Genomic DNA, 18,267 nt, shown 5'->3' with positions numbered 1-18,267 from the left:
CGCACACGGCGGGCTTTTGTTACAATGGAAAGAAAATGAAAGGGGCATCCGCCTTGAAAAAAGCGTTCGCCTTCGGATGTATACTCGCCGCCGCAGCTTATGCGGCGGGGTTTGTTCTGCCGTTTGGCTTTGGCATCATTTTCGGCGCCGTTACGGCTGTTCTTATCGTCACAGCGATCATCGTTTCCGGGTTGGCCGTAAGCGGAGCGGAGCAGCGGGCCAATTATCATTCTGAAACAGAAGAAGGACGGCACGCCCGTTTAAAGATGGCCGCCGTTTTCTTTTGCGCCGCTCTCCCTTCAGCCGGCTGTCTGCTGATTACGCTTCTGTAGCCGGATTTTGTCTTTGCAGCAATACGGAATCCCATACCCAATAGACGACGGCTGTTAAAACCGCAAAGATATAAAAGGCTGAATTAGAAAACAGAGATTGGCCTGACGGCTGCAAAAGACCGAAGATGATCCCGTTTGCAATGAATGACACCCCTAAATAATAAAGAAAATACAGCGGATGAAATCTCTTCGGCTTTTTATTCAGAAAGTATTGAAGCGGCAGCGCAAAAATCAAATAAGGAAACAAAAAATAAAACGCCATCGAAATGAAAGCCGCGATAATGAATTGATGAACATACAAAATAGAATAAATGACAGACATACATGCCGCCGACAGCAGCACGGTGTAATTATATTTCATCTGAAAACCTCCTATCAAAATAATATCGTACCATATTTTGAATCTGTCAATGCAGATTATCAGCTTGCTAGATTTTTTTCTTCCCGCCGGTTTAAACCTTTTCCGTCATGTCCATAATGGGACTAGATAAAAAAAGCACGGAGAGGAACGGTGGGGACCGATGAAACAGACGATGATGATCTGCATATATATTTTTCTTTTATTATCAGGAGCGCTTGCGGGTTTGACAAAAGAAGAAACAGCGCGGGCATCAGCCGATGAGCCCGTCGTCATACCGGATGAAGCGATCCGGCTCAGGATTTTGGCCAACAGTGATAACGATGAGGATCAAAAGCTCAAGCGCCAGATCAGAGATGCTGTAAACAAGCAAATCACGGACTGGGTGAAAGATATCACTTCCATTGAAGAAGCGCGGCGGCTCATTCGTTCGAAGCTTCCTGAAATTAAAGAAATCGCCAAACAAACGATGAAAGAAAAGGGTGCGCATCAATCCGTTTCAGTTCAATTCAATAAAATCTCGTTTCCGACAAAGCTGTACGGCAATATGGTCTATCCGGCCGGAAAATATGAAGCGATTTTAATTACACTCGGCAATGGCGAGGGCGCCAACTGGTGGTGCGTCTTGTTTCCGCCGCTGTGCTTCCTTGATTTCTCAAACGGCGAAGCGGTGAAAGATCAGGAAGACGGCGGACAGAAGCAGGAAGAAACGCAGAAACAGACTAAAAAAGTGCTGGATGACGTAAAAGCAAAGGCTGATAAAGCGAAGAAAGAAAAGAAAGATGACGATGATACGGAAGTGAAGTTTTTCCTCGTCGATTGGATTTCAGATCTATTTTCCTGAAGCAAAAGGCATAAATCCGGATTCGATTCATAGATTGGAAGAAAGAGTTGATCGAAACGGAGGGAAATATATGTTTTATCAGCTGAGAGTGGCAAGAGATCAAGATACGGAGGCGCTGGAGGCCTTTTTGAAAAAGGCTGATACGGCACATGCGGAAATCGATCAGCAGATCAGCCGTTTTATCGTGCTGGAAGACAGTGAAAAAAAGATTGCCGCCTGTCTCGGGATCGAAAAATTCAGCGGCGGAAAAGGGCTTCTCCGTTCACTCGTCATGTCGGACAGGCTGAATCAAAGCCATATCGTTACACTGTTTCAAAGTATGGATGTGCTGTGCAAAAAACATGAGATTCAAGATGTCTACTTAGTCGCCAATCAGCCCTCATCCGCTGAGTTTCTGAATGTGATGGGATTTGAAGCGTGCGCCAATGCGCCTGATGAACTGTATACGTCCGAACATTTCCGCAATTCGTTATGCACAGAAGGTTCGTTTTTAATGGTGAAAACCTCTGCCTGATCTAACTTATACACAAGGTTATCCACTTATTAAAAAGTGTTGTCCACAGTTTGTGGATAACACTTGTTTTATTAAAGGACATCTTTTATACTTTCAAAAGGAATACACGAGAGAAAATAAAGTTTTACCGCTTTAAAATAAGGAGTTTGGTTATACATGAAAACAAGAAGATGGTTTGTGGATTGTTCCGCAGAATTATCCACAACCGATCCCCAGATTACACAAGCCGCGGAATTGCTCCGGCAGAATGAGGTTGTGGCTTTTCCGACAGAAACCGTTTACGGACTGGGCGCTAACGCTGAAAATACGGAAGCCGTAACGAAAATATATGAGGCGAAAGGAAGGCCGAGCGATAATCCGCTGATTGTGCATATATCCCACATCAGCCAGCTTGATCGTTTTATCAGCCATATTCCTGAGACGGCGAAAAAGCTTATGGAGCTATTCTGGCCGGGGGCGCTGACCCTTGTCTTGCCGTGTAAGCCCGGTGTGCTGTCACCCCGTGTCACCGCGGGACTTGAGACGGTAGCTGTCAGAATGCCTGATCATCCGGCAGCATTAGCCCTCATCAGCTCGGCCGGACTGCCGATCGCAGCGCCGAGCGCCAATTTATCAGGAAAACCGAGCCCGACGAAGGCCGAGCATGTAGCTCATGATTTAAACGGCCGCATTGCCGGTATTGTGGACGGCGGCGCGACGGGAATCGGAGTGGAATCAACCGTTCTGTCCTGTACGGGGAAACAGCCCGTGCTGCTTCGTCCGGGCGGCGTGACAAAAGAGCAGATTGAATCCGCCGCCGGTCCGGTTCTTGTGGATAAAGGGCTGACCGAAGAAGATGAGGTTCCTATTTCTCCGGGTATGAAATATACACATTACGCGCCTTCTGCGCCGATGGCTATTGCCGACGGCGGCGCCCGGAGAATTCAAGAACTGGCAGACACATATAAAAGCCGGGGGAAACGAATCGGCATTCTGACAACAGAAGAGAACGCCGATAGTTACCAGGCTGATTATATCAAGGTCTGCGGCAGACGCGCCGACCTTGAAACAGTGGCGTCCGCCTTATACGATGCGCTCCGCAGCTTTGATGAAGCGGAAGTGGACATGATTATTTCTGAGTCCTTTCCGGATACCGGAGTGGGGCTCGCCATTATGAACAGGCTGATGAAAGCCGCAGGCGGCACCGTTATCCATTAACTTGTTCTACCCCTTATCGGACATGCATAAGCTAAACAAGCGGGCACGTCCAAGGGGGTTTTTATTTCATGTCGAATCTATTCATCGGGGAACTTGTCTCCTTAAGCATCATGGCATTTGCTTTGGGGACGGATGCCTTTTCCGTCGGGCTCGGGATGGGAATGATTCAGCTGAAGAAAAAACAGATTTTTCATATAGGGGTTGTCATCGGGCTGTTTCATGTCATGATGCCGCTTACGGGAATGGCGGCCGGGCATCTGCTGTCCGGTTTTCTGGGGATGCTCGCCGTTTACATCGGCGGATCTCTTCTCTTCATTTTAGGGGTGCAGATGATCATTGCCGCGTTTAAACAATCAGACGGGCCGCTCATATCTCCGGCAGGCTCGGGACTGTTGCTGTTTGCGGTCGGCGTCAGTCTGGACAGCTTTTCTGTCGGGCTCAGTCTCGGGATGAACGGCTCCAATCCGTTTCTGGCCGTTACGCTGTTCGGTGTCTTCAGCACCGTTTTAACATGGGCGGGCCTTTTGGCTGGAAGAAAGGTGCAGTCGTGGCTCGGCTCCTACAGCGAAGCGCTTGGCGGAGCCATTTTGATCGGATTCGGGCTGAAACTGCTTTTACCGATATAAGATACGTAAAAAAAGAAACGAAGATGCCGTTTCTTTTTTCTTCATTTATAATAGGCAGTAAGAGGTGACGGACATGAAAATAATCTTTGTATGTACAGGCAATACGTGCCGCAGTCCTATGGCTGAGGCTCTTTTTAAATCCATTGCAGAAACGAAAGGGCTGGATGTCAGCGTAAGCTCGGCCGGCGTATTCGCGTCTCCGCACGGAAAAGCGTCGGCCCATGCCGTAGAAGCGCTGTTTGAAAAACGGATCGCTCTCAATCACAGTTCATCTCCCCTATCGGAAGAACATATCGAGACGGCTGATCTGGTGCTGGCGATGACTGAACAGCACAAACAGCTGATTGAAGGCCGATATCAAAACAGTCAGGGCAAAGTCTTTACCATTAAAGAATACGTAACGGGGGAAAACGGCGATATCTCTGACCCGTTCGGCGGTCCGCTTGATGTTTATAAACAGACGCGGGACGAACTGGAGGAGCTGCTGACCCTTTTGGCTGATCAATTGCTTGACAGAAAAAGCAAGTAATCTGTCAGAAAATCTGCAAACAGGTCATTTGCAAAACGAATGTGAAAGAGTAGAATGAAATCAACGGATTTCGTAATAAAAAGGACAAGCACACTGGGCTGTCTTCGCCCAGCCACACCTAGGAGGTAAATGAATGAAAGTAGCTATTGCGTCAGATCACGGCGGCGTCCATATCCGCGAAGAAATAAAAAGTCTTTTGGATGAATTGCAGATTGAATACATTGATATGGGCTGTGAATGCGGCGCCGGCTCTGTCGATTATTCAGACTACGCTTTTCCGGTAGCGGAAAAAGTGGTGAACGGCGAAGCTGACAGGGGAATTTTAATTTGCGGCACAGGCATCGGCATGAGCATCTCCGCAAATAAGGTAAAGGGCATACGCTGTGCGCTTGCCCATGACACCTTCAGCGCAAAAGCGACGCGTGAACACAATGACACGAATGTTCTTGCGATGGGCGAACGCGTCATCGGCCCGGGGCTGGCGCGCGAAATCGCAAAAGTCTGGCTGACGACTGAATTTACGGGCGGCCGCCACGAACGGCGGATCGGCAAAATCGCAGATTACGAAGAAAAAAATCTGTAAGAGGTGCTGGACAATGGAAGAGATGAAGCAAAAATGGACGGACATGCTGACTGAGTTTCAAGAGCAGGCAGGACTGACGGACGGCAGTCTGCTGGTGATCGGGTGCAGTACAAGTGAAGCCGCCGGAAGCCGGATCGGCACCGCCGGAAGCGGGGATTGGGCTGAATTGATATACGGCGGACTTAACCGGTTTAAGGAAAAAACGGGTGTGCATCTTGCTTTTCAATGCTGCGAGCATTTAAACAGGGCGCTTGTCATTGAAGCGGAAACGGCCGAGCGGTTCAGGCTCCCCATTGTTTCAGCCGTCCCCGTCCCGAAAGCGGGCGGAGCGATGGCCTCTTATGCATACCGGCAGATGCGTTCTCCCGTGCTCGCTGAATCGATTCAGGCTGACGCCGGGATTGACATCGGTGATACGTTCATCGGCATGCATCTGAAACCCGTTGCCGTCCCTGTCCGGATATCAAGCCGTGAGCTTGGAGAAGCACATGTGACGATGGCCCGGACAAGGCCGAAGCTGATAGGCGGAATTCGCGCCGTTTATGAATGCGAATGATGAAAATACTTTTCCTGTATAATGTTCGTGTTTTCTAATTAAATTTTGTGATTTTTTTAAATAAGCTGTTACATTCACCTGAAAAACCATGTACAATAAGGGTGGTAAAAATAAAGAACAGGAAACGGATAGGAGAGGATCTCGCTGATGAAACATTTACCTGTACAAGACAAACAAGTGTTTAACGCCATCAAAGATGAGCGTAAGCGTCAACAGACTAAGATCGAATTAATTGCTTCTGAAAACTTCGTGACGGAAGCGGTAATGGAAGCGCAAGGCTCTGTTTTAACAAACAAATATGCTGAAGGCTACCCCGGCAAACGCTACTACGGCGGCTGTGAGCATGTTGATGTCGTTGAGGACATCGCCCGCGACCGCGCGAAAGAGATTTTCGGAGCTGAGCATGTAAACGTTCAGCCGCACTCAGGCGCTCAAGCGAACATGGCTGTTTACTTCACGATTTTAGAGCACGGCGACACGGTGCTCGGGATGAACCTCTCCCACGGCGGCCACTTAACACACGGAAGCCCGGTTAATTTCAGCGGCGTTCAATACAACTTTGTAGAATACGGTGTCGATAAAGACACGCAATATATAGATTATGAAGATGTGCGTGAAAAAGCGCTGGCGCATAAGCCGAAACTCATCGTTGCCGGAGCGAGCGCGTACCCCCGCACGATCGACTTTAAAAAATTCCGTGAAATCGCTGATGAAGTCGGCGCTTACTTCATGGTCGACATGGCGCATATCGCGGGTCTTGTCGCAGCCGGTCTTCATCCGAATCCGGTTCCTTACGCTGACTTTGTAACGACAACGACTCACAAAACACTTCGCGGACCCCGCGGAGGAATGATCCTTTGCCGTGAAGAGTTCGGCAAAAAGATTGATAAATCCATTTTCCCGGGAATCCAAGGCGGACCGCTTATGCATGTCATCGCGGCCAAAGCCGTTTCTTTCGGAGAAGTGCTTGAAGATGAGTTCAAAACATATGCGCAAAACGTCATCTCGAACGCGAAGCGCCTGGCTGAGTCTCTGAACAAAGAGGGCATTCAGCTCGTATCAGGCGGAACGGATAACCACCTTGTGCTTGTCGACCTCCGTTCTCTCGGTCTGACCGGAAAAGTCGCTGAACACGTTCTTGATGAAATCGGCATTACATCTAATAAAAACGCGATCCCTTACGATCCGGAAAAACCGTTCGTCACAAGCGGAATCCGTCTCGGTACGGCAGCTGTGACAAGCCGCGGCTTTGACGGTGACGCGCTTGAAGAAGTCGGCGCCATCATCGGCCTCGCGCTGAAAAATCATGAAGACGAAGCAAAACTTGAAGAAGCGAGACAGCGCGTATCTGCCTTGACTGAAAAGTTTCCTTTATATAAAGAACTGGACTATTAATAAGGAAGAAACCCGCCGGAACCTTAATCCGGCGGGTTTTTTTATGATTTTCTTGAAACTGTTTGTCTTTTTCTGTAGAATCAATAGAAGTGTGAAAAAGTCACTCGGACAACAAAAAAGGAGCTGAACACAGTATGGGAAAGGTTTACGTATTTGATCATCCTTTAATCCAGCATAAGCTGACATATATTCGGAATGAAAATACAGGCACAAAGGATTTCAGAGACCTGGTGGACGAAGTCGCATCACTGATGGCGTTTGAAATTACACGTGATCTTCCTCTTAAAGAAGTGGAAGTGAAAACACCTGTTCAAACAGCGACATCCAAAGTGATTTCAGGGAAGAAACTCGGTATCGTGCCGATCCTGAGAGCGGGTCTCGGAATGGTTGACGGCATGCTGAAATTAATCCCGGCCGCTAAAGTGGGACATGTCGGATTATACCGTGATCCGGAAACCTTAAAACCGGTGGAATACTATGTCAAGCTTCCTTCTGATGTAGAAGAACGCGAATTTATTGTCGTGGATCCGATGCTTGCTACGGGAGGCTCTGCGGTGGAAGCGATAAACAGCCTGAAAAAGCGCGGCGCGAGAAACATTCGTTTTATGTGTCTTGTAGCGGCTCCGGAAGGCGTGGAAGAGCTTATGAAACATCATTCTGACGTTGATATTTATATCGCCGCCCTTGATGAAAAACTGAATGAAAAAGGCTATATCGTTCCGGGCCTCGGGGACGCGGGTGACAGACTGTACGGAACCAAATAAATCGGAAAACCTCATTCAGGGGTTTTCTTTTTTTATCCAGATATTTGCTGAATGGGCAGAGTTCATACATTTATAGGTGAATTTGTGAACATTCTGTGTATGCTTCCGGTATAAAAAGTTTTTTAACTTTAAACAGATTGACACATGTTAGGGGCTATTGTATGCTAAACGAGGGTATTATGAGAAGGTTTTCATTCCTTTCATTTCTAGTATCCATCCTCATTTTAAATCCTCCAAAAAACCCGTTATATGAGGATTTATCTAAGCGAATGAAACAGCATCCCGTGGCATCAGGAGGATGAGTGGTTTTTTCGAACAGGCCGTTTTGCGGACAAAAAAGGCCTTCTGCAAGGGTTAACCGCATGTTTTGCCGTATCCAGGAATTATATTACATTTTCATCAGGAGACAGATAGTTGATGGACGATCCCAATCTTACATTCAGCAGACAACGGAGATATGTATTTGTAATCTTAGCAATCTATTTGCTGGGATATGGTCTTACGGCGTATAAAACTGTTTTTTTAGGCCTCTTTTTGGGAACTGTTTTCAGTTTGTTTAATTTGTGGCTCTTGACCAGAAGAATGAATGCTTTTGACAAGGCCGTGGCGAAAGGAAAGTCCATACGATCACTCGGGAGCGCAGCGCGTTGGTGCAATGCGATACTTGCGATGGCTGTCGCCTTTAAATATCCCGATAAAGTCAGTGTGGCAAGTGTGATTATTGGATTAATGACAATTTATCCCGTCATTATGATAGATTCCATTATTCAGCTCAAACGTTCATCAATGGAAGAGAGGTGAAAACCCATTGAATCACGATTACAGAACTATTGATTTGTTTGGTCTTACTTTTAATCTGACAAACATTCTGATGATTACTGTGGCAAGTGTGATTGTGCTGCTGATTGCGATTCTCACTACGAGAACGCTGTCTATCCGTCCGGGAAAAGCCCAGAACTTCATGGAATGGATTGTTGATTTTGTCCGCAATATTATAGGCAGTACAATGGATTTAAAAACAGGGGCTAACTTCTTGGCGCTTGGTGTAACCTTGCTGATGTACATATTTGTATCAAATATGCTGGGGCTGCCGTTTTCTGTAACGGTCGGACACGAGCTTTGGTGGAAATCACCGACGGCCGATCCGGCTATTACTCTGACTCTAGCCGTTATGGTTGTGTCGTTAACGCACTATTACGGCGTGAAGATGAAAGGTTTGAAGGAATACTCTAAGGATTACCTCAGACCGGTTCCGCTTATGTTCCCGATGAAGATTATTGAGGAGTTTGCGAATACGCTGACACTCGGACTTCGTCTTTACGGTAACATTTTCGCCGGGGAAATTCTTCTTGGCCTGCTTGCGAATCTGGCGACGAATTTCTACTCAAACAGCTTCTTTCTCGGTTTGGTCGGCACAGTCGGAGCCATTCTTCCGATGCTTGCATGGCAGGCGTTCAGCTTGTTCATCGGGACCATCCAGGCATTTATCTTTACGATGCTGACGATGGTGTACATGTCACACAAAATCAGTCATGATCATTAAAATCATATATCCATTCGGATAACATTTTAAAGGAGGAACTTTTTCATGAATTTAATAGCAGCTGCAATTGCAATCGGTTTAGGCGCACTTGGTGCAGGTATTGGTAACGGTCTGATCGTTTCACGTACGGTAGAGGGAATCGCCCGTCAGCCGGAAGCAGGAAAAGAACTTAGAACTCTTATGTTCATGGGTATCGCATTGGTTGAGGCCCTTCCGATTATCGCTGTCGTTATCGCGTTCTTAGCGTTCTTTGGCTAAGCAAAAAAGCCTTATATGAACTAAAAATGGCGAAGATCACTCTAAGAGAACCTTCGCCATTGCTTTATGTCTGATAAGCAGGCCGTCCCGAAACGGCTTTTTATCAGCAGAGAAAACCTGCAGAAGGGAGTTGCCGTAGTAGATGTCTCAATTACCTCTTGAATTAGGACTGTCGTTTAACGGCGGAGATATCCTATTCCAATTGTTAGCTATGTTAGTTTTATTAGCGCTTCTCAAGAAATTCGCTCTTGGACCGCTATTAAATATAATGAAACAGCGTGAAGATCATATCGCCGGCGAAATTACGTCCGCTGAAGAAAGAAATAAAGAAGCGCAGAAGCTGATTGAAGAGCAGCGCGTTCTTTTAAAAGAAGCGAAACAGGAATCACAATCACTCATTGAAAATGCGAAAAAACTGGGTGAAAAGCAGAAGGAAGACATTATCCAGGCTGCACGCGCCGAGTCTGAAAGATTGAAAGAAGCGGCGAGAACCGAAATTGTCAAAGAAAAAGAACAAGCGGTTTCCGCACTTCGCGAGCAAGTCGCATCACTTTCTGTCTTAATCGCATCGAAAGTGATTGAAAAAGAGCTTGATGAACAAGCCCAGGAACAACTGATTCAGGACTATCTTAAAGAGGTAGGAGAAAGCCGATGAGTGGATCTGCTGTCTCTAAACGATACGCGTCAGCGCTTTTCGACATTGCCGTTGAGACTTCTCAAATCAATGAAATCGAAGAAGAGCTTACCGTACTAAAAGAAGTGTTCCGGAACGAAGCCGGATTACAGGAAGTGTTAAGCCATCCGAAGGTATCGGCCGCTAAGAAAAAAGAGCTGATTCAGCAATCGTTCGGCGCACTGTCTGAGTCTGTGCTGCATACGATTTTTCTTCTGATTGACCGCCGCCGGTCTTCGATTGTGCCTGATCTCACAGACGAGTTTATCAAACTTGCCAATCAGGCCCGTCAGACAGAGGACGCGGTTGTTTATTCAGTAAAACCGCTGTCAGAAGCGGAAATGTTATCATTGTCTCAAGTGTTTGCAAAAAAAGCCGGAATCGCTTCGCTCAGAATCAGAAATGAAGTGCAGACGGATTTAATAGGCGGCATTAAAGTCCGCATTGGAAACCGGATTTATGACGGAAGCGTGAGCGGAAAGCTTGAGCGCATGGAACGTCAACTTGCCGGAGGAAATCGATAGAAGGGGTGAAACCTAAGTGAGCATCAAAGCTGAAGAGATTAGCACGCTGATAAAGCAGCAAATTCAAAATTACCAATCTGAAATTGAAGTTCATGACGTAGGTACAGTCATCCAAGTCGGAGACGGTATTGCGCGTGTGCACGGCCTTGACAATTGTATGGCCGGTGAACTTGTTGAGTTTTCAAACGGCGTTTTGGGTATGGCTCAAAACCTTGAAGAATCCAACGTAGGTATCGTTATCTTAGGACCTTACAGAGATATCCGTGAAGGTGATGAGGTCAAAAGAACAGGCCGTATCATGGAAGTTCCTGTAGGTGAAGAATTAATCGGACGTATCGTCAACCCGCTCGGACAGCCGGTAGACGGACTGGGTCCGATTCTGACAAGCAAAACACGTCCGATCGAAAGCCCGGCTCCAGGCGTAATGGACCGTAAATCAGTACATGAGCCGCTGCAAACGGGTATCAAAGCGATCGACGCGTTAATTCCGATCGGCCGCGGACAGCGTGAGCTGATTATCGGGGACCGTCAGACAGGTAAAACATCTGTTGCGATTGATACAATCTTAAACCAAAAAGATCAAGACATGATCTGTGTGTACGTAGCGATCGGCCAAAAAGAATCTACAGTGCGCGGCGTAGTGGAAACACTTCGTAAGCATGGCGCGCTTGATTACACGATTGTCGTGACAGCGTCCGCTTCACAGCCGGCTCCGCTTCTGTACCTTGCACCGTATGCAGGGGTGACAATGGGTGAAGAATTCATGTACAACGGCAAGCACGTTCTCGTCGTATATGATGATTTATCTAAACAAGCGGCCGCTTACCGTGAGCTGTCATTGCTTCTTCGCCGTCCGCCGGGCCGTGAAGCATTCCCTGGGGATGTATTCTATCTTCACTCCCGTCTGCTTGAGCGCGCAGCCAAACTGAGTGACGCAAAAGGCGCAGGATCAATTACGGCGCTGCCGTTCGTCGAAACACAAGCAGGAGATATCTCCGCTTATATCCCGACAAACGTCATTTCCATTACTGACGGACAGATTTTCCTTCAATCCGACCTATTCTTCTCAGGCGTGCGTCCTGCGATCAATGCCGGATTATCCGTATCCCGTGTCGGCGGATCAGCCCAAATCAAAGCGATGAAAAAGGTAGCGGGAACATTGCGTCTTGACCTGGCTTCATACCGTGAACTTGAAGCGTTCGCCCAATTCGGATCTGATCTTGACCAGGCGACTCAGGCGAAACTGAACCGCGGTGCGCGTACAGTTGAAGTGCTGAAGCAAGACTTGAATAAACCGCTTCCGGTTGAAAAACAGGTAGCCATTCTTTATGCGCTGACAAAAGGATATCTTGATGATATTCCGGTTGCGGATATCAGACGTTTTGAAGAAGAGTACTACATGTACCTTGATCAAAACCATAAAGATCTGCTTGACGGCATTGCGAAAACAGGAAACCTTCCTGCTGATGAAGACTTCAAAGCTGCAATCGAAGGCTTCAAACGCACATTTGCACCAAGCAACTAACCCTTAGAAGATGAGAGAAAAAGGTTCTCTTTTTCTCTCTTTTTACGCAAATGAAGAATAAAGGTGGTGAAATCTTTGGCCTCATTACGCGATATTAAGTCAAGGATCACGTCAACGAAAAAAACAAGCCAGATTACAAAAGCCATGCAGATGGTATCCGCTGCGAAGCTGAACCGTGCGGAAACCAACGCGAAGTCATTTGCTCCGTATATGGATAAGATCCAGGAGGTTGTGTTTAACGTCGGAAAAGGCGCGAAAAACGCGAAACACCCGATGCTTGTCTCAAGAGAAGTGAAAAAGACGGCGTATCTCGTCATTACGTCTGACCGCGGGCTTGCGGGTGCGTTTAACAGTTCGGTTTTGCGAAACGCTTACCGCACCATTCAAGAACGCCATCAGTCTAAAGATGAATACACGGTGATTGCAATCGGCAGAGTCGGCCGCGATTTCTTCAAAAAACGAGAAATGCCGATTTTGTCTGAGTTAGTGGGGCTTGGCGACGAGGTCACTTTTGCTCAGATTAAAGATTTGACCCGTCAGACGGTTCAAATGTTTATCGACGGCGCTTTTGATGAACTGCATTTGGTGTATAACCATTTCGTCAGTGCGATTTCACAGGAAGTGACGGAGAAAAAAGTGCTGCCTTTAACGGATTTCGGAACGAGCGGCGGGAAGCGCACGGCTTCTTACGAGTTCGAACCGGATGAAGAAGAGGTGCTCGAAGTGCTGCTTCCTCAATATGCGGAAAGCTTAATTTACGGCGCGCTTCTTGACAGTAAAGCAAGTGAACACGCTGCGAGAATGACAGCAATGAAAAATGCGACGGATAATGCGAAAGAACTCATTGATTCACTTTCGCTTTCATATAACCGCGCGCGTCAAGCAGCGATTACACAAGAAATTACCGAAATTGTCGGCGGTGCAGCCGCTTTAGAATAGAAAGATTTTGTCAGGAGGGATAGCGATGAAGAAAGGACGCGTAAGTCAGGTGCTTGGACCGGTTGTCGACGTACGTTTCGAGGACGGCCACTTGCCTGCGATTTATAATGCGATTAAAGTTTCACAGCCAGCTACAGGCGAAAATGAAGTAGGCATCGACCTAACGCTAGAGGTTGCTCTTCATTTAGGTGACGATACAGTCCGTACAATTGCCATGGCATCTACGGACGGAATTCAGCGCGGAATGGAAGCTGTTGATACAGGTGCGCCGATTTCTGTTCCTGTCGGTGATGTGACTCTCGGACGCGTATTTAACGTACTGGGAGATAAAATTGATTTAAATGAACCGCTGCCTGCGGATGCTCAAAAGGACCCGATCCACAGATCAGCTCCTTCATTCGATGAGCTTTCAACTGAGGTTGAAATTCTTGAAACGGGAATTAAGGTTGTTGACCTGCTCGCTCCTTACATCAAGGGCGGTAAAATCGGATTGTTCGGCGGCGCCGGCGTAGGTAAAACCGTATTAATCCAGGAATTAATCAACAACATCGCGCAAGAGCACGGCGGTATTTCCGTATTCGCCGGTGTAGGAGAGCGTACTCGTGAAGGGAACGACCTTTTCTACGAAATGAGCGATTCAGGCGTTATCAAGAAAACAGCCATGGTCTTCGGACAAATGAACGAGCCGCCGGGCGCACGTATGCGTGTAGCACTGACGGGTCTTACAATGGCTGAGCATTTCCGTGATAAACAAGGACAGGACGTACTGTTCTTTATCGATAACATTTTCCGTTTCACACAAGCGGGTTCAGAGGTTTCCGCGCTTCTCGGCCGTATGCCTTCTGCGGTTGGTTATCAGCCGACGCTTGCGACAGAAATGGGTCAGCTTCAAGAGCGTATTACGTCTACAAACGTTGGTTCAGTTACATCTATCCAGGCGATCTACGTGCCTGCCGATGACTACACTGACCCGGCTCCGGCGACAACGTTCGCTCACTTGGATGCAACGACTAACCTTGAGCGTAAATTAACTGAAATGGGTATCTACCCTGCGGTTGATCCGCTGGCTTCCACTTCCCGCGCGCTTGCTCCGGAAATTGTCGGAGAAGAGCATTATGCGGTGGCGCGTGAAGTCCAGTCAACGCTTCAGCGTTACAAAGAACTTCAGGATATTATCGCGATTCTCGGTATGGACGAATTAGGTGAAGAAGACAAGCTTGTCGTTCACCGCGCCCGCCGTATCCAGTTCTTCCTTTCTCAAAACTTCCACGTAGCTGAGCAGTTTACGGGACAAAAGGGTTCTTACGTGCCTGTTAAAGAAACGGTACGAGGCTTTAAAGAAATCCTTTCCGGTAAATATGACCATCTTCCGGAAGATGCATTCCGTCTTGTGGGACGCATTGAAGAAGTCATTGAGAATGCGAAAGAGATGGGTGTAGAAGTTTAATCTGGTCCTAGGAGGGTAAAAGCATGAAGACCGTTAAAGTCAATATCGTTACTCCCGACGGCCCAGTATATGATGCTGATATTGAAATGGTAAGTGTAAGAGCCGAGAGCGGTGATCTCGGTATCTTGCCTGGCCATATTCCGACCGTGGCTCCGCTTAAAATCGGCGCTGTCCGCCTTAAAAAAGACGGGCAGACCGAATTGGCGGCTGTCAGCGGCGGATTTTTAGAAGTCCGTCCTGATCAGGTCACTATCCTTGCACAAGCCGCTGAAACAGCGGAAAGCATTGATAAAGAGCGCGCCCTTGCTGCGAAAAAGCGGGCGGAAGACCGTTTGAACAAACGATCAGATGATACTGACATTCGTCGGGCTGAGCTTGCGTTACAGCGGGCTGTAAACAGATTGGATGTTGCAGGAAACTAAAAAAGAATCCTTCTCGGCTGTCTGAGAAGGATTCTTTTTCTATATTAACGCATAAGAGATTCATAGACGCCGATAAGCGGATGATCCTCTTCTTTTTGCAGATATAAATGTTCGCAGCAGTTGTCGGTGTGCCACGTTTTGTTTCCTCTCCGCACACCCGTCGTATAAGCGCCGTCCGTATACGGATAAGGTTTGACGACCCATTCGGCATCGTCATGGTGTCTGATGGCGCAATCGATGACATACACGCTGAGCATTTTCTCAAATTCGTCAATCGGCAGGTTCCAATCCGCCAAAAGCAGCTCTTTTATGCTGCGGAAGTAAAGAGCTTCCACTTCCAGCAGGCTGCCGCGTGAATAATCAAGAGAAATATTGAAAAACTGACATAATTCTTTCAGTTCCTCTGTTTGAGACTGTCTATAATCATAGTAGAATGCTATCGCTTCCCACTCGTGGTCAAATACGGGAAGAGTTTCTCCATACTGCTTTTCCGGATGAAAAAAGGAATGATTCATATTCCCATCTCCTTTCCAAAAAAGTATATCATGCCGGAGAACGGACATTTAAGCGGGGATTGCCCCTAATTTTGGATAAAAATTCTGATGTAAAAATGATCATCTTTCTCTCTTCTTCTTATATAATAAGAGAGGATATGAGGGGCGGAAAAAATGAAAGGAGATGGGATTTGTGAATGTATTGGGGCAGCAGGCCGCAATCAGCATCCTGGTTCACCTGGTATGCATTGCGGTGACATGGTGGGCGCTTCAGGCCGTCAACTTTGATCCGCTGATCCGAAAAGGAAAAATAGTGCAGGCGAGGCTGCTGATCATTCTTCTTACCATTGCGATCGGTACGGCAGTCGCTGACTTCTTTTTAGATTATCTTACCTATTCGAAACAGCTTCCATACTTATTTTAAGATGTTTCGTTTGTTAAAATGAAGGGAATCGCTGGGTGAGAAACCAATTTTTCTTCACCCGCTTGGCGAGTTTTGACGAAGTTTTCCATGTATTGCTTTCCCCGGCTCCGGCAAAAATGGGAGTAAGGGGGAGAGATCGATATGAAGAAAAAAAGAGCAGGCCGCATCATCTTATTTTTTGTTTTTTTAAGCGCCTTAATAGCGGTATTTCATTCCATTCATGCAAGTGAGCTGTCTCCGCTTGCCCAGATTGCCGAAGGAATGGAGCGGCAGCAGGTCACTGTAGATGAATGGACGCTTCATGCGAAAGAAAATCTGAACCTGTCACTGAGTGAATTTGATGACAAGGTAAAAGAACTGAAGACGCAGTATCCGCAATATCACTGGAAAACCGCGCGGGAAGATAAAATCGTAAAGGCCGTCGGCACGTATTCTGACAAAAAAAATCACACAACTTTTAAACTGCAGCTCGTCACTACCCTCAAAAACCAGAACCCAACTTCGTATTTATTATATGAGCAAATGAGCCCGGAGCAACCGGAAAACTGGAATGATACATATGAACAGTTTGAACGGCAGGCACATGACATATTTCAAAATAAAGTATTTATTTTTACTTGTCTAAAGGGTCATTTAAATGATAATATGAGTATTGTTTTGCAAAAAAAAGCAGAACAGCTCATGAAAGAATTTGAAGCAAGTCCAGTTGAACATGTAGTTGAGCCTCATTTCGTTTCTGTTTCTGCATTTACATATAAGTGGACAGATTACATCATGACATCGAAACATAAGATGAATGTGCAAGTTGCGCTTAGAAGTGCGGGAATGGGCGAAAAACATACCGTTACGGTTGGCACACCAATCGTGACGACTGAATATTAATATAGAGAATATAGGGACGCGGAGGGGAATACCTTGGAAAAAATCATCGTCCGCGGCGGTCAGAAGTTAAACGGCACAGTGAAAGTTGAAGGAGCAAAAAATGCCGTTTTACCAGTTATCGCTGCATCTTTATTAGCAAGTGAAGAAAAAAGCGTAATATGTGATGTACCTACGCTCTCCGATGTATATACAATCAACGAAGTGTTGCGTCATTTAGGAGCAGATGTGCATTTTGAGAATAATGAAGTTACCGTAAACGCTTCTTACGCTTTAGAAACAGAAGCACCTTTTGAATATGTGCGTAAAATGCGCGCGTCAGTGCTTGTTATGGGCCCTCTGTTAGCCCGTACGGGTCATTCAAGAGTAGCGCTTCCGGGCGGCTGCGCAATCGGCTCAAGACCGATTGATCAGCATTTAAAAGGCTTTGAAGCAATGGGTGCAAAAATCAAAGTAGGCAACGGCTTTATTGAAGCAGAAGTGGAAGGCCGTCTGCAGGGCGCAAAAATCTATTTAGATTTCCCAAGTGTGGGTGCGACAGAAAACTTGATTATGGCAGCTGCTTTAGCTGAAGGAACAACAACGCTTGAAAACGTGGCAAAAGAGCCTGAAATCGTTGACTTAGCGAACTATATCAATGCGATGGGCGGAAAAATCCGCGGAGCCGGCACAGGCACCATTAAAATTGAAGGTGTCGAGAAGCTTCACGGCGTAAGACACAACATCATTCCTGACCGTATTGAAGCGGGTACTTTCATGGTGGCTGCGGCTATCACGGAAGGAAATGTATTAGTCAAAGGTGCGGTTCCTGAGCATCTTACGTCTTTAATTGCGAAGATGGAAGAAATGGGAGTCAAAATTACGGATGAAGGAGAAGGCCTTCGTGTCATCGGTCCTGCCCAGCTGAAGCCGATCGACATTAAAACGATGCCTCACCCAGGATTCCCGACTGATATGCAGTCGCAAATGTTGGCGCTGCTTCTCCGTGCGAGCGGAACAAGCATGATTACTGAAACTGTGTTTGAAAACCGTTTTATGCATGCTGAAGAATTCCGCCGGATGAATGGCGACATTAAAATTGAAGGACGTTCTGTGATCATTAACGGTCCTGTACAGCTGCAAGGCGCAGAAGTTGCCGCTACGGACCTGCGTGCGGGCGCGGCGCTGATTCTTGCGGGATTAGTGGCTGAAGGTCATACACGGGTCACGGAACTGAAGCACTTGGATCGCGGTTATGTGAATTTCCATCAAAAACTTGCGGCTCTCGGCGCTGACATCGAGCGTGTCGTTGATGAAACGGCCGCTGAACAAGAAAGCAAAGAAGTCGTAACTGACCTAAACGCATAATGGCTGTAAAAACAGTATGTCAATCTGGCATACTGTTTTTTTATGGTTTATCATCATTATTATGCTCTGATTTCCAAAAAAGAATACGTTTTTC

General features: G+C 46.9%; 24 protein-coding genes. 22 read left to right on the top strand and 2 right to left on the bottom strand.

The window, feature by feature from the left end:
• Positions 1-53 precede the first annotated feature (53 nt).
• The gene (locus NYE38_RS18200; protein ID WP_025649375.1) at positions 54-332 is read left to right on the top strand and encodes a DUF5316 family protein; all 279 of its coding nucleotides are present in this window, start codon (positions 54-56) and stop codon (positions 330-332) included.
• Here NYE38_RS18200 and NYE38_RS18195 read toward each other — a convergent pair.
• Entirely contained in the window at positions 319-693 is a 375-nt protein-coding gene (locus tag NYE38_RS18195) for a UPF0715 family protein (RefSeq protein WP_003151143.1), read from the bottom strand. The two genes, NYE38_RS18200 and NYE38_RS18195, sit on opposite strands and share 14 nt — an antisense overlap.
• Before the next feature lie 160 nt (positions 694-853).
• Between NYE38_RS18195 and spoIIR the strand changes: the two genes are divergently transcribed.
• The 18 genes from spoIIR (at position 854) to NYE38_RS18105 (ending at position 15,029) form a co-directional block, all read left to right on the top strand.
• Complete coding sequence (gene spoIIR / locus NYE38_RS18190; protein ID WP_014419106.1) at positions 854-1,534, top strand: stage II sporulation protein R; 681 nt, start codon at positions 854-856, stop codon at positions 1,532-1,534.
• Between the two features lie 70 nt (positions 1,535-1,604).
• Positions 1,605-2,048, top strand: coding sequence for a hypothetical protein (locus NYE38_RS18185; protein WP_014419105.1), 444 nt, complete (start codon positions 1,605-1,607; stop codon positions 2,046-2,048).
• A 156-nt stretch (positions 2,049-2,204) separates the two neighbouring features.
• A complete protein-coding gene (locus NYE38_RS18180) occupies positions 2,205-3,245 on the top strand; it encodes an L-threonylcarbamoyladenylate synthase (RefSeq protein ID WP_017418733.1) in 1,041 nt (346 codons plus the stop codon).
• Between the two features lie 68 nt (positions 3,246-3,313).
• Positions 3,314-3,871, top strand: coding sequence for a manganese efflux pump MntP family protein (locus tag NYE38_RS18175; RefSeq protein ID WP_017418734.1), 558 nt, complete (start codon positions 3,314-3,316; stop codon positions 3,869-3,871).
• Between the two features lie 73 nt (positions 3,872-3,944).
• Positions 3,945-4,400 carry a low molecular weight protein arginine phosphatase gene (locus NYE38_RS18170; RefSeq protein WP_017418735.1) on the top strand — a complete coding sequence of 152 codons (456 nt, stop codon included), beginning with the start codon at positions 3,945-3,947 and terminating at the stop codon, positions 4,398-4,400.
• Positions 4,401-4,533: 133 nt separating this feature from the next.
• Positions 4,534-4,983: a ribose 5-phosphate isomerase B gene (gene rpiB, locus NYE38_RS18165; RefSeq protein WP_003151149.1), complete on the top strand. Its 450-nt coding sequence runs from the start codon at positions 4,534-4,536 to the stop codon at positions 4,981-4,983.
• A gap of 13 nt (positions 4,984-4,996) precedes the next feature.
• The gene (locus NYE38_RS18160; RefSeq protein WP_007407598.1) at positions 4,997-5,539 is read left to right on the top strand and encodes a TIGR01440 family protein; all 543 of its coding nucleotides are present in this window, start codon (positions 4,997-4,999) and stop codon (positions 5,537-5,539) included.
• 147 nt (positions 5,540-5,686) lie between these two features.
• A complete protein-coding gene (glyA, locus tag NYE38_RS18155; RefSeq protein ID WP_014419101.1) occupies positions 5,687-6,934 on the top strand; it encodes a serine hydroxymethyltransferase in 1,248 nt (415 codons plus the stop codon).
• 134 nt (positions 6,935-7,068) lie between these two features.
• Entirely contained in the window at positions 7,069-7,698 is a 630-nt protein-coding gene (gene upp, locus NYE38_RS18150; protein ID WP_014419100.1) for a uracil phosphoribosyltransferase, read from the top strand.
• A 417-nt stretch (positions 7,699-8,115) separates the two neighbouring features.
• Positions 8,116-8,499: an ATP synthase subunit I gene (atpI, locus tag NYE38_RS18145; protein WP_003151155.1), complete on the top strand. Its 384-nt coding sequence runs from the start codon at positions 8,116-8,118 to the stop codon at positions 8,497-8,499.
• Positions 8,500-8,506: 7 nt separating this feature from the next.
• Entirely contained in the window at positions 8,507-9,241 is a 735-nt protein-coding gene (gene atpB, locus NYE38_RS18140; RefSeq protein WP_014419099.1) for a F0F1 ATP synthase subunit A, read from the top strand.
• 45 nt (positions 9,242-9,286) lie between these two features.
• Positions 9,287-9,499: a F0F1 ATP synthase subunit C gene (gene atpE / locus NYE38_RS18135; RefSeq protein ID WP_003151167.1), complete on the top strand. Its 213-nt coding sequence runs from the start codon at positions 9,287-9,289 to the stop codon at positions 9,497-9,499.
• A 142-nt stretch (positions 9,500-9,641) separates the two neighbouring features.
• On the top strand, positions 9,642-10,154 hold the full coding sequence (atpF, locus tag NYE38_RS18130; RefSeq protein ID WP_003151168.1) for a F0F1 ATP synthase subunit B: 513 nt from the start codon (positions 9,642-9,644) through the stop codon (positions 10,152-10,154).
• Entirely contained in the window at positions 10,151-10,696 is a 546-nt protein-coding gene (locus tag NYE38_RS18125; protein WP_003151169.1) for a F0F1 ATP synthase subunit delta, read from the top strand. Before atpF ends, NYE38_RS18125 begins: the two co-directional genes overlap by 4 nt.
• Positions 10,697-10,712: 16 nt before the next feature.
• Positions 10,713-12,221: a F0F1 ATP synthase subunit alpha gene (atpA, locus tag NYE38_RS18120; protein WP_017418736.1), complete on the top strand. Its 1,509-nt coding sequence runs from the start codon at positions 10,713-10,715 to the stop codon at positions 12,219-12,221.
• A gap of 75 nt (positions 12,222-12,296) precedes the next feature.
• Positions 12,297-13,160: an ATP synthase F1 subunit gamma gene (gene atpG, locus NYE38_RS18115; RefSeq protein WP_003151172.1), complete on the top strand. Its 864-nt coding sequence runs from the start codon at positions 12,297-12,299 to the stop codon at positions 13,158-13,160.
• Positions 13,161-13,185: 25 nt separating this feature from the next.
• Positions 13,186-14,607: a F0F1 ATP synthase subunit beta gene (atpD, locus tag NYE38_RS18110; protein WP_003151173.1), complete on the top strand. Its 1,422-nt coding sequence runs from the start codon at positions 13,186-13,188 to the stop codon at positions 14,605-14,607.
• A gap of 23 nt (positions 14,608-14,630) precedes the next feature.
• Positions 14,631-15,029 carry a F0F1 ATP synthase subunit epsilon gene (locus NYE38_RS18105; RefSeq protein ID WP_003151176.1) on the top strand — a complete coding sequence of 133 codons (399 nt, stop codon included), beginning with the start codon at positions 14,631-14,633 and terminating at the stop codon, positions 15,027-15,029.
• Positions 15,030-15,073: 44 nt separating this feature from the next.
• Here NYE38_RS18105 and NYE38_RS18100 read toward each other — a convergent pair whose 3' ends face one another.
• Complete coding sequence (locus NYE38_RS18100) at positions 15,074-15,544, bottom strand: hypothetical protein (RefSeq protein WP_014419098.1); 471 nt, start codon at positions 15,542-15,544, stop codon at positions 15,074-15,076.
• A 172-nt stretch (positions 15,545-15,716) separates the two neighbouring features.
• On the opposite strand from NYE38_RS18100, the gene NYE38_RS18095 reads away from it, so the two are divergent.
• The 3 genes from NYE38_RS18095 (at position 15,717) to murA (ending at position 18,173) form a co-directional block, all read left to right on the top strand.
• The gene (locus NYE38_RS18095; RefSeq protein WP_007614366.1) at positions 15,717-15,947 is read left to right on the top strand and encodes a DUF1146 family protein; all 231 of its coding nucleotides are present in this window, start codon (positions 15,717-15,719) and stop codon (positions 15,945-15,947) included.
• A 141-nt stretch (positions 15,948-16,088) separates the two neighbouring features.
• Complete coding sequence (locus tag NYE38_RS18090) at positions 16,089-16,829, top strand: YwmB family TATA-box binding protein (RefSeq protein WP_061861620.1); 741 nt, start codon at positions 16,089-16,091, stop codon at positions 16,827-16,829.
• A 33-nt stretch (positions 16,830-16,862) separates the two neighbouring features.
• On the top strand, positions 16,863-18,173 hold the full coding sequence (murA, locus tag NYE38_RS18085; protein WP_017418738.1) for a UDP-N-acetylglucosamine 1-carboxyvinyltransferase: 1,311 nt from the start codon (positions 16,863-16,865) through the stop codon (positions 18,171-18,173).
• The last annotated feature ends 94 nt before the right edge of the window (positions 18,174-18,267 follow it).

Source organism: Bacillus sp. EU63 (assembly GCF_038592915.1).
GTDB lineage: Bacteria > Bacillota > Bacilli > Bacillales > Bacillaceae > Bacillus > Bacillus velezensis.
The sequence above is the reverse complement of the archived record's forward strand: the minus strand, read 5'-3'. Positions and strand labels throughout refer to the sequence as shown.

Coding starts and splice junctions, on each gene's coding strand:
- NYE38_RS18195 (WP_003151143.1), bottom strand. CDS start 693: ATGAAATATAATTACACCGTGCTGCTGTCGGCGGCATGTATGTCTGTC.
- spoIIR (WP_014419106.1), top strand. CDS start 854: ATGAAACAGACGATGATGATCTGCATATATATTTTTCTTTTATTATCA.
- NYE38_RS18185 (WP_014419105.1), top strand. CDS start 1,605: ATGTTTTATCAGCTGAGAGTGGCAAGAGATCAAGATACGGAGGCGCTG.
- NYE38_RS18180 (WP_017418733.1), top strand. CDS start 2,205: ATGAAAACAAGAAGATGGTTTGTGGATTGTTCCGCAGAATTATCCACA.
- NYE38_RS18175 (WP_017418734.1), top strand. CDS start 3,314: ATGTCGAATCTATTCATCGGGGAACTTGTCTCCTTAAGCATCATGGCA.
- NYE38_RS18170 (WP_017418735.1), top strand. CDS start 3,945: ATGAAAATAATCTTTGTATGTACAGGCAATACGTGCCGCAGTCCTATG.
- rpiB (WP_003151149.1), top strand. CDS start 4,534: ATGAAAGTAGCTATTGCGTCAGATCACGGCGGCGTCCATATCCGCGAA.
- NYE38_RS18160 (WP_007407598.1), top strand. CDS start 4,997: ATGGAAGAGATGAAGCAAAAATGGACGGACATGCTGACTGAGTTTCAA.
- glyA (WP_014419101.1), top strand. CDS start 5,687: ATGAAACATTTACCTGTACAAGACAAACAAGTGTTTAACGCCATCAAA.
- upp (WP_014419100.1), top strand. CDS start 7,069: ATGGGAAAGGTTTACGTATTTGATCATCCTTTAATCCAGCATAAGCTG.
- atpI (WP_003151155.1), top strand. CDS start 8,116: ATGGACGATCCCAATCTTACATTCAGCAGACAACGGAGATATGTATTT.
- atpE (WP_003151167.1), top strand. CDS start 9,287: ATGAATTTAATAGCAGCTGCAATTGCAATCGGTTTAGGCGCACTTGGT.
- atpF (WP_003151168.1), top strand. CDS start 9,642: ATGTCTCAATTACCTCTTGAATTAGGACTGTCGTTTAACGGCGGAGAT.
- NYE38_RS18125 (WP_003151169.1), top strand. CDS start 10,151: ATGAGTGGATCTGCTGTCTCTAAACGATACGCGTCAGCGCTTTTCGAC.
- atpD (WP_003151173.1), top strand. CDS start 13,186: ATGAAGAAAGGACGCGTAAGTCAGGTGCTTGGACCGGTTGTCGACGTA.
- NYE38_RS18105 (WP_003151176.1), top strand. CDS start 14,631: ATGAAGACCGTTAAAGTCAATATCGTTACTCCCGACGGCCCAGTATAT.
- NYE38_RS18100 (WP_014419098.1), bottom strand. CDS start 15,544: ATGAATCATTCCTTTTTTCATCCGGAAAAGCAGTATGGAGAAACTCTT.
- NYE38_RS18090 (WP_061861620.1), top strand. CDS start 16,089: ATGAAGAAAAAAAGAGCAGGCCGCATCATCTTATTTTTTGTTTTTTTA.